Origin of the sequence: Dyadobacter sp. SG02, from assembly GCF_900109045.1 — a bacterium.
Taxonomy (GTDB): Bacteria; Bacteroidota; Bacteroidia; order Cytophagales; family Spirosomataceae; genus Dyadobacter.
Genome location: NZ_FNYL01000005.1, coordinates 29475 through 42426, shown reverse-complemented (window position 1 = coordinate 42426; position 12952 = coordinate 29475). Strand labels below are relative to the sequence as shown.

The 12952-nt window shown below is 49.4% G+C and carries 11 protein-coding genes; 8 read left to right on the top strand and 3 right to left on the bottom strand.

The features are described from left to right. Positions 1 to 48 precede the first annotated feature (48 nt). Entirely contained in the window at positions 49 to 945 is an 897-nt protein-coding gene (locus BMW93_RS13045; RefSeq protein WP_090376395.1) for a PIG-L deacetylase family protein, read from the bottom strand. Between the two features lie 383 nt (positions 946 to 1328). Here BMW93_RS13045 and BMW93_RS13040 point away from each other — a divergent pair, with 383 nt between their 5' ends. The 5 genes from BMW93_RS13040 to BMW93_RS13020 all read left to right on the top strand — a co-directional run bounded on the left by BMW93_RS13040 (position 1329) and on the right by BMW93_RS13020 (position 9045). Then, complete coding sequence (locus BMW93_RS13040) at positions 1329 to 2993, top strand: CTP synthase (protein WP_090376392.1); 1665 nt, start codon at positions 1329 to 1331, stop codon at positions 2991 to 2993. A gap of 87 nt (positions 2994 to 3080) precedes the next feature. Continuing rightward, positions 3081 to 4889 (top strand): membrane protein insertase YidC, encoded by a 1809-nt coding sequence (gene yidC, locus BMW93_RS13035; protein WP_090376388.1) that lies wholly within the window; start codon positions 3081 to 3083, stop codon positions 4887 to 4889. A 123-nt stretch (positions 4890 to 5012) separates the two neighbouring features. Continuing rightward, positions 5013 to 6716: an ABC transporter substrate-binding protein gene (locus tag BMW93_RS13030; RefSeq protein ID WP_090376385.1), complete on the top strand. Its 1704-nt coding sequence runs from the start codon at positions 5013 to 5015 to the stop codon at positions 6714 to 6716. 20 nt (positions 6717 to 6736) lie between these two features. Continuing rightward, a complete protein-coding gene (gene hemL, locus BMW93_RS13025) occupies positions 6737 to 8029 on the top strand; it encodes a glutamate-1-semialdehyde 2,1-aminomutase (RefSeq protein ID WP_090377647.1) in 1293 nt (430 codons plus the stop codon). After that, the gene (locus tag BMW93_RS13020; RefSeq protein WP_090376382.1) at positions 8029 to 9045 is read left to right on the top strand and encodes a glycosyltransferase family 2 protein; all 1017 of its coding nucleotides are present in this window, start codon (positions 8029 to 8031) and stop codon (positions 9043 to 9045) included. Before hemL ends, BMW93_RS13020 begins: the two co-directional genes overlap by 1 nt. Positions 9046 to 9114: 69 nt before the next feature. Here BMW93_RS13020 and BMW93_RS13015 read toward each other — a convergent pair whose 3' ends face one another. Continuing rightward, the gene (locus BMW93_RS13015; protein WP_090376379.1) at positions 9115 to 9885 is read right to left on the bottom strand and encodes a class I SAM-dependent methyltransferase; all 771 of its coding nucleotides are present in this window, start codon (positions 9883 to 9885) and stop codon (positions 9115 to 9117) included. A 110-nt stretch (positions 9886 to 9995) separates the two neighbouring features. Between BMW93_RS13015 and BMW93_RS13010 the strand changes: the two genes are divergently transcribed. Further along, positions 9996 to 10322, top strand: coding sequence for a hypothetical protein (locus BMW93_RS13010; RefSeq protein ID WP_229211132.1), 327 nt, complete (start codon positions 9996 to 9998; stop codon positions 10320 to 10322). Positions 10323 to 10357: 35 nt separating this feature from the next. Here BMW93_RS13010 and BMW93_RS35430 read toward each other — a convergent pair whose 3' ends face one another. Beyond that, a complete protein-coding gene (locus tag BMW93_RS35430; protein ID WP_015810647.1) occupies positions 10358 to 10510 on the bottom strand; it encodes a hypothetical protein in 153 nt (50 codons plus the stop codon). Positions 10511 to 10654: 144 nt separating this feature from the next. Here BMW93_RS35430 and hisS point away from each other — a divergent pair, with 144 nt between their 5' ends. Together hisS and hisG are read left to right on the top strand one after the other, a co-directional pair. Then, positions 10655 to 12025, top strand: coding sequence for a histidine--tRNA ligase (gene hisS / locus BMW93_RS13005; protein WP_090376373.1), 1371 nt, complete (start codon positions 10655 to 10657; stop codon positions 12023 to 12025). Between the two features lie 47 nt (positions 12026 to 12072). Beyond that, positions 12073 to 12936, top strand: a complete 864-nt coding sequence (gene hisG / locus BMW93_RS13000; RefSeq protein ID WP_090376370.1) for an ATP phosphoribosyltransferase — start codon at positions 12073 to 12075, stop codon at positions 12934 to 12936. Positions 12937 to 12952 lie beyond the last annotated feature (16 nt).

Sequence of the window (12952 nt, the reverse complement as noted above, 5' to 3'; positions counted from 1 at the left end):
TTTAAACTGAAACTATTCACTCATTCACTCATTCGCACATTCACTCATTTATTTCGGCAACATCGGAAACAGCCTCTTCACCTCTTCTGCGGAGGGTTGCTTTCCATACTCCGTGATCTCGAAAACTTCTACATATTTCACCTTCTCCGCCTTCTCTGTACCGTACCATTTGTCGAGCGAAGCCTTGATCTCGGGGTTTACCGAAGACCGTCGTTCCATCGAGGCGAGCAACCATTTTTTACGTTCGGTGACGTCTTTGGGAACGTTAGCAAGATCGCCATTTGTCCAAGGTAGCCACTCATAAAATTGGGAAACGTGTGCGTCCAGTCCGTCCACTTTTTTAGCAAGCGTTTCGGTGATATCGATCGCAATATCGGGGCGGAATGGGTTCGGTCTTTGAAAACGGTCGCGGAAATAGAGGAAAACGGGGTTCTTGGTTAATGGAGGCACACTGCTAAGGATATTCGGCACGATGACGAGGTATGCCGCATCCTGCACGACCACGCCAGTATTGCGGTGATCGGGGTGGTAATCGTTTGTGCGGGGTGAAATTACGACGTCCGCATTCCATTCGCGGATTTTACGGATCACGGCCAGGCGATTTTCAACGGTAGGGAAAAGCTCGCCGTCGTGGTTGTCGAGAATGTCGTATTGGATTCCCCAGCGGCGTGCAGCTTCCTGTGCTTCTTTGTACCGGCGATTAGCCAATTCTCCGCCGCCGATATCCTGGTGGCCTTTGTCGCCATTTGTTAGTGAAACAAACTTGACCTTATGCCCCATTGAGGAGTAAATAGAGGCAATGCCGCCGGCACCGAGGTCGCAGTCGTCGGGGTGGGCGCCGAAGACGATAATGTTGAGTGGTTTTTTCGGATCGGTCGCGGGCTGCGCCCAGGCGGTCGCCCCGCAAAATAGCAATGCAGGAAGGATGAGTAGCTTTCTGATCATTTTAAATAAGGTTACGAAGGTTTGGAATAATTGCAAAATAGAAATTTAAATTCTGGAAAAGCCGGCAGCAACCTTATTTTATATGTCACACAAAGTAATTGACAACCGGAAGGCAATTATCAGATGATATTTGAAAATATAAATTTTTCAATGCCCTTTTTTTAAATGGAATTTTACCCATTTTATGAAGTTCCCAAGTGATGTACTTTGGCTCAAAAACTGCGATTCCAGCTCATTAGGCAAGAAAAAATTATATTTGTTAACCCGTCAGACTTCCAGGGTATTACTGTTTTCCAGCTAAATATTTAAACAGGCCCCGCTTAGATTCTTCTAATAATCCTGTATCTTTGTATCCCGTAATCATAGAAAAACAGCAAAGTCTTATGGCTTCCAAAGCACGAAAGACCGCTAAGTACATTTTCGTTACGGGCGGTGTTACATCTTCACTTGGCAAGGGAATCATTGCCTCATCACTAGCTAAACTACTACAAGCGAGAGGTCTCTCAGTCACGATCCAGAAATTTGATCCGTATCTGAATATCGATCCGGGTACCATGAATCCCTACGAGCACGGAGAATGCTACGTTACGGACGATGGAGCCGAAACCGATCTCGATCTGGGCCATTATGAGCGTTTTCTGAACGTTCGCACTTCACAGGCAAACAACGTCACTACCGGGCGTATCTACCACAACGTTATTACCGCCGAGCGTCGCGGCGACTTCCTTGGAAAGACCGTACAGGTGGTTCCGCACATTACCGACGAGCTGAAAAGAAATATGCTGTTGCTGGGACAAACCGGCGATTACGATATTGTGATTACGGAAATTGGTGGTTGTGTAGGGGATATCGAGTCCCTGCCGTTCCTGGAAGCGGTTCGTCAGGTGAAATTCGAAATGGACCACCAGGATACGCTGGTTATTCACCTTACACTCATCCCTTACCTGAACTCCGCAGGCGAGCTGAAAACGAAACCGACGCAGCACTCAGTGAGAATGTTGCAGGAATCGGGTATCCAGCCGGATATTCTCGTGTGCCGTTCGGAACACCCGCTGCCGTACGATATCCGCAAGAAAATTGCATTGTTCTGTAACGTGCAGGTGAATTCGGTGATCGAGGCGATGGATGCGGACACCATTTACGCCGTGCCTTTGCTGATGCTCAAAGAGCGCCTCGACCAGCGTGCATTATATATGCTCGACATTTATAATGACAAGGACGTGGACCTCGATTCATGGAAGACATTCCTTTCCAGATTGAAAAACCCGGTCGATTCGGTTCGCATTGGTCTGGTTGGTAAATATGTAGAGCTGCACGACGCGTACAAGTCGATCGTCGAATCGTTTATCCACGCGGGTGCGGCCAACGAATGCAAGGTGAATATCGAATGGATCCATTCAGAAAGCCTTACTGCGGAGAATGCGGTGGAGAAACTGGAAAACCTCGACGGGGTACTGGTAGCTCCGGGCTTCGGCGAGCGCGGTATCGAAGGCAAGATCGCCGCGATCCAATACGTTCGCGAAAACAACATTCCGTTCTTCGGGATCTGCCTTGGTATGCAAATGGCCGTGATCGAGTACGCCCGCAACGTGATAGGCTGGCAGAATGCGCATTCGGTTGAAATGGATGCCACGACCGACCACCCGGTGATCCACCTGATGAAAGATCAGAAAGATGTTTCCAACAAGGGAGGTACCATGCGTCTGGGCGCTTACCCGTGCCGCATTAAGAAGGACACATTGGCCCATAAAATCTACGGCAAGACCAATATCAGCGAACGCCACCGCCACCGCTACGAATTCAACAATAAGTATTTGAAAGAATTCGATGAAAAAGGACTGGTTGCCACGGGTATTAACCCCGACAACAACCTGGTGGAGATGGTAGAAATGCCTTCGCACCCGTTCTATATCGGTGTACAGTTCCACCCCGAGCTAAAAAGCACGGTGATGAACCCGCACCCGATCTTCGTGAATTTCGTGGCTGCCGCACTGACCTATTCATTGCAAAAAAGATCGGTAGAAACCTTGAACCCGGTTTCCCACTGATCACATTTTAAGGCCTGTTAAGCGAAAAAACTTGTTACCTTTGCCGCCTTACAAGCGGTATGTTATTTCAATAATTTAAAGTAAATAATGGATAAAAATTTTGTAATCGGCCTGGTCTTGATCATGCTGATGCTGATAGGCTACCAGGTACTGGTTCCGAAGCCAGTGGAACCTACCCCGGTAGCGGAGGTGAAGAAAGAAGCTGCCAAGCCTGCGTCTGTCACTTCGGATACCACCCAAAAATCCTCACAATCAGTTGATTCCACTGCCGTTCCTCAAAAGGACCTGGTGATTGAAACGAAGGACGCCCGCGTTGTTTTTACCAACAAGGGTGGGGTAATGAAAGAGGTGATGTTGAAAAACTACAAAACCTACGATCAGAAACCACTTTACCTGATTGCCGAAAACCACAACAATTTCCAGATCGATCTGCCGACGCAAACCGGCGATGTGAGACTGACAAACCAGACTTTCACGACCGACGCACAGGACCGTACGCTGGCTGAGAAGGATTCGGCGGTGATCACTTACCGGACTACGCTCAAAAACAACCAGACCGTCGAGCAGACTTACCTGGTACGCGGTTCCGGTTATGTAATCGATTACGGTATCAAAGCCAGCGGCGCATTGCCGGCCAACAAGTCGGTAGAATTCCATTGGGATAACGACCTGCTGCAACTGGAAAACGATATGAAGAAAAACCGTGAAGTGGTTACCGTTAACTACTACACGGACGCGCTGAAAAGCCTTCCTACCAGCCCTACTTCGAATGAAGAAGAGAAAACGGCCGACCCGGTTAAATGGTTTACGATTAAGCACAAATACTTCCTGGCTGGTTTGATCGCGGAAAAAACGCCGCTGACAAACGTGACCATGCGTGCCAACGTAAATGTGGAAGATTCGGTGATCGTGAAAAATATGAACATTTTCGCCGGTATCCCCGCGGCGGCTGTGCAAAAAGGGGAGGCCAACTTCCAGTTTTACCTCGGACCTAACGAATACCACATTGTCGACAAAGTAAAAGCGGAGAACTTCGATCAGAACGTATACCTCGGTTATGCATTCCTGAAACCGATCAACAAATTTTTCCTCGTCCCGCTTTTCAACCTGATCGAAGGATTTGTGAGCAACTACGGCTTGCTGATCATTCTTTTGGTATTGTTTGTAAAAACATTGCTGACGCCGCTGACTTACAAATCGTACATCAGCATGGCGAAAATGCGTATCCTCGGGCCGGAGCTCGAACAGATCCGCGAGGCTAACAAAGACGATGTAGCGAAGCAGCAGCAGGAGCAAATGAAGCTTTACCAGCAGGTAGGCGTGAGCCCGCTCAGTGGGTGCGTGCCGGTACTCGCGACGATGCCGATCCTGTTCTCGCTCTTCTTCCTGTTTCCGAACCTGATCGAGCTGCGCCAGCAATCGTTCCTCTGGGCTAGCGACCTTTCGACGTACGACTCGTTCTTCAAGCTGCCGTTTAATGTGCCTTTCGGTATCGGTAACCACATCAGCTTGTTCACGATCCTGATGACGGCTTCCAGCATTGGTTATGCCTACTACAACAACCAGAATACACCTACACAGCCCGGACCGGTGAATATGAAGGCGCTGGGTTACGTGATGCCGCTCATGTTCATGTTCATCCTGAACTCGTTCCCGGCCGGTTTGACGTTCTATTATTTTGTTTCAAACGTCGTAACCATCGCCCAGCAGCTTTTGATCAAGCGTTTTGTAAATGAGGATAAAATCAAAAACATCCTTGAAGAAAACCGCAAGAAAAACGCTACCGGCGAGAAGAAGCAGAACAAATTCCAGAAGTATCTTGAAAAGTCGTTGCAGGCTGCGGAAGAGGCGAAAAAGAAACAGGCTGAATTAGAGAAAAAGACTAAAAAGAAATAAAAGGTTTTTTAGATCGTAATAATAAAGGGCAATGTTCCAGTTGGGATATTGCCCGTTTTTTTCCCATTTTAGGCAGGTTTTTTGTACGCAAACGACCAGCACACTCTTGACCCCGAAATCCTGATGAAAGTTATCTTTTTTTTGATTTTGACAGTCCATATCGGGTTGTTCCAGCCGTCGTTCGGGCAGGCTAATGCCCAGACGGAAAGCAGGTACCGGTCAGCCCTGGCAGATTACAAACAAGGTAAATACGCCGTGGCGATGGACAAGTTCTATCCCATGACGAGCGTAAATGCGAAAACGGCCTATTCGCCTTATGCGCATTACTACTATGCATTGAGCGCCTACCAGCTGAAACGCTACAAGGACGCCAAACCCATGCTGCTCCAACTGCAAAGCCGGTATCCGGGTTGGAATAAAATCAATGATGTGTATTACCTGCTGGGCGCGGTAAGCCTCGCCAACGGCCAGATCAACGACGGCCTCGACCAGCTTGCGCGCATTAAAGAATCTTCCCTGAACAAAGATGTGCAGGCATTGAAACAGCATCATCTGGGAGAAATCAAGGATTTCCTGAAACTGAAAGACCTGCAAAAGCAATATCCTTCCGACCGTGACATTGCATTGATGGTCTATCAATCCATTCAAGCGGCCCGCACGCCCGCGCAAGGTGACCTGGCTTATGCCGAGCAGCTCGACAAGCAATTCAAATTCCGCAAAAGTGAAAAGGTAGAGGAAGCACCAAAACGCAGCGCCCCGAAGTCGGATACGCAATGGACGAAAGGCTACCTGGACGTGGCCGTATTGCTGCCATTCCGCCTGGATGAGTTCGGGACTTCCAAACGCCGTTCGAACCAGTTTGCGTACGACTACTACCTGGGCCTGACGGTGGCGAAAGAACAGCTCCAAATGGAAGGTATCACTGTTAACCTGTGGGCTTACGATGTTAGCAACGATGCAAAGAGCATGCAGGTCATTTCGGATAACAAAAATTTCCAGTTATCGGACATGGTTATCGGGCCATTGTATGCCGGTACTTTCGATGTGGCGGCTGATTTTGTTTCGGGAAGCAATGCGATCATGCTCAACCCGCTCTCGACCGATGTCGGCTTACTGAAATCGGGGAATATTTACCTGGGACATCCGTCCATTACCTACCAAACCCAGAAAGCCGCGCAATGGATGCGTAGCCTTTCGCCGGGACTGAGTACTGTGATTTATTACGGAAATACGTCGAAGGACTCTGCTATGGCGGCTTCTTATGCCACCGAATGGAAGGCAAAAGGAGGGAAGGTAGCCTCCATTGCCCGAATCCAGTCAGACCGTGAGTCGCTGGAAGGTAAAGTGACGTTAATTGAAACCAACAAACCGGCGCATATCGCATTGTTTTCATCGGACGGGGAATCGGGTGGAAACCTGATCGAAGTCCTGAACGGTCATAAATTGAATGCATTACCGGTTGTGGCTACTTCAACAAGCTTCAACGCGCAACAATCCCGATTGTCGCGCTACGGAGCACGGTTAACACTGATCGACGCGGATTATGTGGACCGCGAGAAAGAAACCATCCGCCAGTTTCAGAAGAATTATTACAACAAAACCAGCACTTTTCCTTCAGTGTATTCCTACCAGGGATACGACCAGTTGCTATTCTTTGGGCGGATGCTTTCCAAATACAAGGATAAGTTACCTTCCGGTCTGCAATCGCGGAAATTCGGCAGCGAGGAATACCTGCTTTCGGGTTTTGACTATACCAAATCGAATGAAAACCAGATTACGCCTGTCCTGAAATATAGCGGCTCCAAATGGGTGCCGGTGGACAGGTAATACCAACTTTTACAAACAGAATGAATACTTCCACGAGCCAGCAACTTTTCGAAAAAGCACAAAATTATATTCCCGGCGGCGTAAACTCGCCCGTACGCGCATTCCGCGCGGTAGGTGGTACTCCATTGTTTATCAAGTCTGCCAAAGGTCCGTACATCTATGACGAGGACGGTAACGAATACATCGAACTGATCAATTCCTGGGGGCCGATGATCCTGGGGCACGGACATGAGCTGATTCAGAAAGCCGTTTCCGACGCTATCCAGCATTCATTCTCTTTCGGCGCGCCTACGCGCAGGGAGGTGGAAATGGCGGAACTGATCGTTTCCATGGTACCGTCGATCGATAAAGTGAGAATGGTAAACTCAGGAACGGAAGCAACGATGTCGGCCATACGGGTAGCACGCGGGTACACGGGGCGCGACAAAATCATCAAGTTCGAAGGGTGCTACCACGGCCACGGCGACAGTTTCCTGATCGCAGCCGGCAGCGGCGCTGTGACATTCGGTACGCCGGACAGTCCGGGCGTAACAAAAGGCGTCGCGAACGACACCTTAACGGCCCCTTACAACGACCTGGATGCCGTGCAGCAACTGGTAGATGCCAACAAAGGTCAGATCGCCGCCCTGATCCTCGAACCGGTGGTGGGCAATATGGGGTGCGTGCTTCCGAAAGAGGGCTTTTTGCAAGGATTACGCCGCATTTGTGATGAAGAAGGTATTGTATTGATTCTCGATGAAGTGATGACCGGCTTCCGTCTTTCGAAGGGCGGGGCGCAGGAAAGATTCGGAATTACGCCTGATCTAACAACGTTAGGAAAAATAATAGGCGGAGGAATGCCCGTTGGGGCCTATGGTGGGAAGGCCGAGATCATGAATTACGTCTCGCCGGCCGGGCCGGTGTACCAGGCGGGCACGCTATCCGGTAACCCTATTGCAATGGCAGCGGGTTACACGATGCTTACCTACTTGAATGAGCATCCCGAAGTGTATACCCAGCTCGAAAATGCAGGTAATAAGCTCGCGAACGGTTTCAGAAATTCGATGGAGAAATTAGGTTTGAAATACACTTTGAACCACATCGGTTCCATGTATACGCTGTTCTTCACGCCGAACGCGGTGACAGATTTCCCATCGGCCAAAGCTTCGGACCTGCCGCTTTTCGGTAAGTATTTCCACGCCATGTTGAACAGAGGTATTTACATGGGCCCCAGCCAATTCGAAGCGATGTTCCTGTCGACAGCCCTCACCGACGCGCATTTGGAGCGGATTATTGCGGCGAATGAAGAGGCGCTGATTGAAATTACGAGGTAATGAGTACCCGCCGCTATTCCATCATCATCCCCGTCTACAACCGCCCCGACGAGTTGGAAGAGCTGCTGGCGTGCCTTGCGCAGCAGACCTACCGAAACTTTGAAGTAGTAATCGTAGAAGACGGCTCGAAAATCAAAGCCGATGAAGTGGTGAAATCATTCTCTGATAAACTCGACATTCACTACCATTACAAGGAAAACGGTGGCCAGGGCTTTGCCCGCAACCACGGTTTCGAGCGGGCTGCGGGAGATTACTTCATACTGCTGGATTCGGATGCATTAATAGAGCCGAACTACCTCTCAATCGTCGAAAACCGGTTGAATACGGATTACGTAGACCTATATGGCGGGCCGGATACGGACCATCCTTCATTTACACCCATTCAGAAGGCCATCAGCTACTCGATGACCTCGGTATTCACAACAGGCGGTATCAGAGGGAAAAAGAGTAATATGGGCGGTACGTTCCACCCGCGGAGCTTCAACATGGGCCTCTCGCGCAAGGTGTGGGAGCGGACGGGAGGGTTTCTGACGAGCCGGATGGGCGAAGACATCCTGTTCAGCATTGGGGCATTGCGGCTTGGGTTCAAATCCGCATTGATCCCCGAGGCATTCATTTATCACAAGCGCCGCACGCAGTTCGGGGCTTTTTTCAGGCAGCTGAAATTCTTCGGCCGCGCACGCATCAACATCGCCCGCTACTATCCCGACGAGCTGAAACTCGTGCATACATTCCCGCTACTGTTCACGCTTGGGGTTTGCAGCATTCCGCTGTGGTATTTCATTTTCAAGCCATTCTTTTACCTAGGATTGTGGTTTCTGGGCATTTATGTGGCATTGTTGTTCATCGATGCGTTCCGCAAAACGAAGAGCATAGAGGTTGCATTTCTGAGCATTGGAGCGGCATTTACGCAGCTTTTCGGCTACGGGATAGGCTTTGTCCAGGAAGGGTGGAAGCGGCTTTGGGAAAACAAGTCGCACCGGGAAACGGGAGCGGCCATTGAGTATCCTTCGTGATTTTACTTGAACCATAAAAAAGAGGCAGCTTCTCGCGAAACTGCCTCTTTTCGTTGCTATCAAATACTGTTATTTCTGACAGAAATAAACAATCTCTTCCCCAGGCAACGAGTATTTTTTCACCTCGGCTGGGCTCAGTTCATCCATTACAAAACGGTCCTCGGTTACTTTGAAACCGCCTTTTTCCAGTTCCCGACCATAGTTGCGGCCGAATAGGCGCAGGTGATCGTTTTGGAGGAAATGGATTTCGCGTTCTTTTGGATCGGTAATCGTCGGGTCTTCGTAGGTTACTTCATATTTCATGTCCTGCGGGGATTGGATCAATGCCCATCCGCCTGGTTTCAGCACACGGTGCAGTTCGCTCATGGCGAGAATATAGTCGTCTACGTGCTCCATCACGTGGTTGCAGAAGGCGACGTCGAAGGTATTGTCTTCAAATGGGATCTGGTGGATGTCCATTTTTACCTTCGCGAGGGGAGATTCGATATCGGCAGTGATATAGTCCAGGTTTTTCATCTGCTCGAAGCGGTCGATGAAGCAGTACTCCGGTGCTACGTGCAGTACTTTAAGTTTAGCGGTATAGAAATTGGTTTTGCGCTTCATGTACAGCGCCATCAGACGGTGGCGTTCGAGCGAAAGGCAGCTGGGACACAGCGCATTCTCGCGGCTCGACGTGTTGCGGCCATAGGGTAGGAACTTGCGGTATTTGCTGTTGCACACCGGGCATTCCACTTTGTTGCCGATATAGAAGATGCTGAGTCCCCGCGCTGCCCAGTGTCCGACAAGTTGGAGATAGGGACGCGGAATGTAACGCAGAACTAAACTAATGATGGATTTCATTAAACCAATTAACTAAAAATTAATAATTTTAGGATCATAACATCGAATAGCCTGAATAAATGATCCCCTCGATTGACCCGAAACCACCTGGTAAGCGACTGATAAAAAGAATGTCGACACGCACGAAATGGATGATTCTCGCTCCATTAGGCCTGTTGTTGTTCAGTTTCGGTCTTACCGTGCTCAGCGAAGCGGCGCACCAGCGTCGTATCGGCGAGCCTACGCAGGTGTGGGTCGTGTTGGGCCTTTACAGCCTCGCATTAATCAATGGAGGCCTGATCATGTTCGGTGAAGCCCTGCGTTTCCGCATCCTGCTCGATGTCCGCCGCGAAACGCGCCGTAGTATGCGCCAGTTGCTGCGGAAGGTCAATCTGAAAGCTGCCCCCGGAAAACATAAATCCGGTAAAAAAGCAAAAAGCCCTACCAAAACAGATTGACAGGACTAGTTGAATAACATTCCGAAGAGGCTCGATTATTTTTTATTTGCTTCGAATTGAGCCTTGATAGCCTCAACGTCAACATTGCGCACTTCTGGTTTGCGTAGAAGGTTTTTGATTTTGGCAGTGCGGTTGTTTGCAACTGCTTTGTTTCTGCGACCTTTACGTTTTAATTCCGTAACTCCCATTGTAAAAGTTTGTTTTGTGAAAGAGCCGCAAAATTAAGCATTTTCGCGTAAATATTGCACGCAATAGTCATAAATATTGCACAAGCTGCCCTAACTTTACGGTTTCATAGGCCATTCGAGGCCCAATTTCACAGCATTATAATAATGAGTAAACCATCTCTTGCCCGCGGAACCCGTGACTTTGGTCCGGAGCAAATGGCAAAGCGTACTTTCATTTTCGACACCATCCGGCGCTCTTTTCAACGATACGGCTTTTTGCCATTAGAAACCCCGGCATTTGAAAACCTGTCGGTTCTGATGGGTAAATATGGAGAAGAGGGCGACCAGCTTTTATTCAAAATCCTGAACTCGGGCGATTTCAGTGGCAAGCTTACCGACGCCGACTGGCAGGCAGGTTCCAAGCCATTAACGACCAAAATTTCCGAAAAAGGTCTTCGCTACGACCTTACTGTACCTTTCGCGCGTTACGTAGTGATGAACCGTGGTACGTTGGCCATGCCTTTCAAACGCTACCAGATCCAGCCGGTTTGGCGTGCCGACCGTCCACAGAAAGGCCGTTACCGCGAGTTTTACCAATGCGACGCAGACGTAGTAGGCACCGATTCACTGCTTTGCGAAGCGGAAATCGTGATGCTTTTGCATGATATCCTGCCTGCATTGGGCATCAATGACTTCACAGTCAAGATCAACAATCGTAAAATCCTGACCGGGATCGCCGACATCATCGGGGCGCACGGGATGGAAGGGCCGCTTTGCGTGGCGATTGATAAATTGGATAAAATAGGGAAAGAGAAGGTCGTTGAGGAACTCCTCGAACGCGGTTTCGCTTCTGATAGTATCGGTAAACTGGAACCAATTTTTAGTCTTTCGGCGGATGAAGATCCGTTTACCGAGCTGAAAAGCTGGCTGGCCGAATCGGAGGTTGCATTGAAAGGTATCGAGGAACTGGAAGAGGTGTGGGCGATGGTGAAGGTCCTGGGATTGGAAAATGCGAAGATTGAATTCGACGTCACGCTCGCACGCGGGCTCTCGTATTATACGGGTGCGATCTTCGAAGTGAAGGCTAATAATGTACAGATCGGCAGCATTTCGGGCGGCGGGCGCTATGATAACCTCACCGGCACGTTCGGTGTGCCGGGTATTTCGGGCGTCGGTATTTCACTCGGTGTCGACCGTATTTACGATGTAATGGAAGAACTGAACCTCTTCCCCGAAAGCCAGAAAACGACCACCAAAGTAATGATCTCGAATTTCGATGAGGAGGCATTTACTTATGGCCTGTCGATCTTGCCGAAGTTCAGGAAGGCCGGCATTAATTCGGAAATTTACCCGGATTCGGTCAAGCTGAAAAAGCAGCTGGACTATGCAGACCGTAAGAGCATTCCATTTGTTATTTTAATCGGTTCAGATGAAATGCAGTCGGGTTTGCTGACTTTGAAAAACATGAAAACCGGCGAGCAGCAGAAACTGAAAACGGAAGATATCATAACTTTGCTTAACCGGGAAGACCAATAACCCTAATTCAATACCGACAAACGGCTGCGAGAGCAACCTATAACTTTATGAATGATAATATTTTAAGAATTGCCATCCAGAAATCGGGCAGGCTTAGTGAAGATTCTCTTAAACTGATCAAGGAATGCGGCATCCGTTTCGATAACGGCGCGGGTAAGCTCAAAACCGACGCTACGAACTTTCCTGCCGAAATCCTTTTCCTCCGCGACGACGATATTCCCGGTTATGTGGAAGACGGCGTGGCGCATCTGGGAATCGTAGGGGAGAACGTTTCAGAAGAATCTTCCAAAGATGTGGATACCGTTCACAAGCTGGGTTTCTCGAAATGCCGCCTGTCGATCGGCGTATTGCGCGAGGCTGAGTACCATGGCGTACAGGACCTGCAAGGCAAGAGCATTGCGACTACTTACCCGCGTTTACTGGAACAATATCTTAAATCTCATCATGTTACGGCTGATATCCACGAAATCAGCGGATCTGTGGAAATCGCGCCGAGCATTGGCCTGGCCGATGCCGTTTGCGATATCGTGAGTTCAGGCAGTACATTGCTGAGCAACGGGTTGAAAGAAGTGGAAACCATTTTCCGCTCGGAGGCGGTGATGATCGCCAGCAAGCACCTGTCGCCTGTGCAGCAAGACCTGCTGGACCAGCTTTTGTTCCGTATCAAATCGGTGCAGGTGGCGAAGAACAACAAATACATTTTGCTCAACTGCCCGGTGGATGCGGTGGAGAATATCACCAAATTCCTGCCCGGCATGCGTTCCCCGACGATCCTGCCATTGGCGACGGAAGGCTGGTGCTCGCTGCATTCGGTGATCAACGAGAACGAGTTCTGGGAGAATATCGAAAAGATCCGCCAGGCCGGTGCGGAGGGGATTCTGGTGATCCCGATCGAAAAAATGATTGTTTAAATGCTCCGGAAAGCCG

Bases quoted from the DNA above. Each gene is read 5' to 3' on its own strand.
- hisS (WP_090376373.1), top strand. From the start codon at position 10,655: ATGAGTAAACCATCTCTTGCCCGCGGAACCCGTGACTTTGGTCCGGAG.
- BMW93_RS13015 (WP_090376379.1), bottom strand. From the start codon at position 9,885: ATGAAATCCATCATTAGTTTAGTTCTGCGTTACATTCCGCGTCCCTAT.
- hisG (WP_090376370.1), top strand. From the start codon at position 12,073: ATGAATGATAATATTTTAAGAATTGCCATCCAGAAATCGGGCAGGCTT.
- BMW93_RS35430 (WP_015810647.1), bottom strand. From the start codon at position 10,510: ATGGGAGTTACGGAATTAAAACGTAAAGGTCGCAGAAACAAAGCAGTT.
- BMW93_RS13020 (WP_090376382.1), top strand. From the start codon at position 8,029: ATGAGTACCCGCCGCTATTCCATCATCATCCCCGTCTACAACCGCCCC.
- hemL (WP_090377647.1), top strand. From the start codon at position 6,737: ATGAATACTTCCACGAGCCAGCAACTTTTCGAAAAAGCACAAAATTAT.
- BMW93_RS13045 (WP_090376395.1), bottom strand. From the start codon at position 945: ATGATCAGAAAGCTACTCATCCTTCCTGCATTGCTATTTTGCGGGGCG.
- BMW93_RS13010 (WP_229211132.1), top strand. From the start codon at position 9,996: ATGTCGACACGCACGAAATGGATGATTCTCGCTCCATTAGGCCTGTTG.
- BMW93_RS13030 (WP_090376385.1), top strand. From the start codon at position 5,013: ATGAAAGTTATCTTTTTTTTGATTTTGACAGTCCATATCGGGTTGTTC.
- BMW93_RS13040 (WP_090376392.1), top strand. From the start codon at position 1,329: ATGGCTTCCAAAGCACGAAAGACCGCTAAGTACATTTTCGTTACGGGC.
- yidC (WP_090376388.1), top strand. From the start codon at position 3,081: ATGGATAAAAATTTTGTAATCGGCCTGGTCTTGATCATGCTGATGCTG.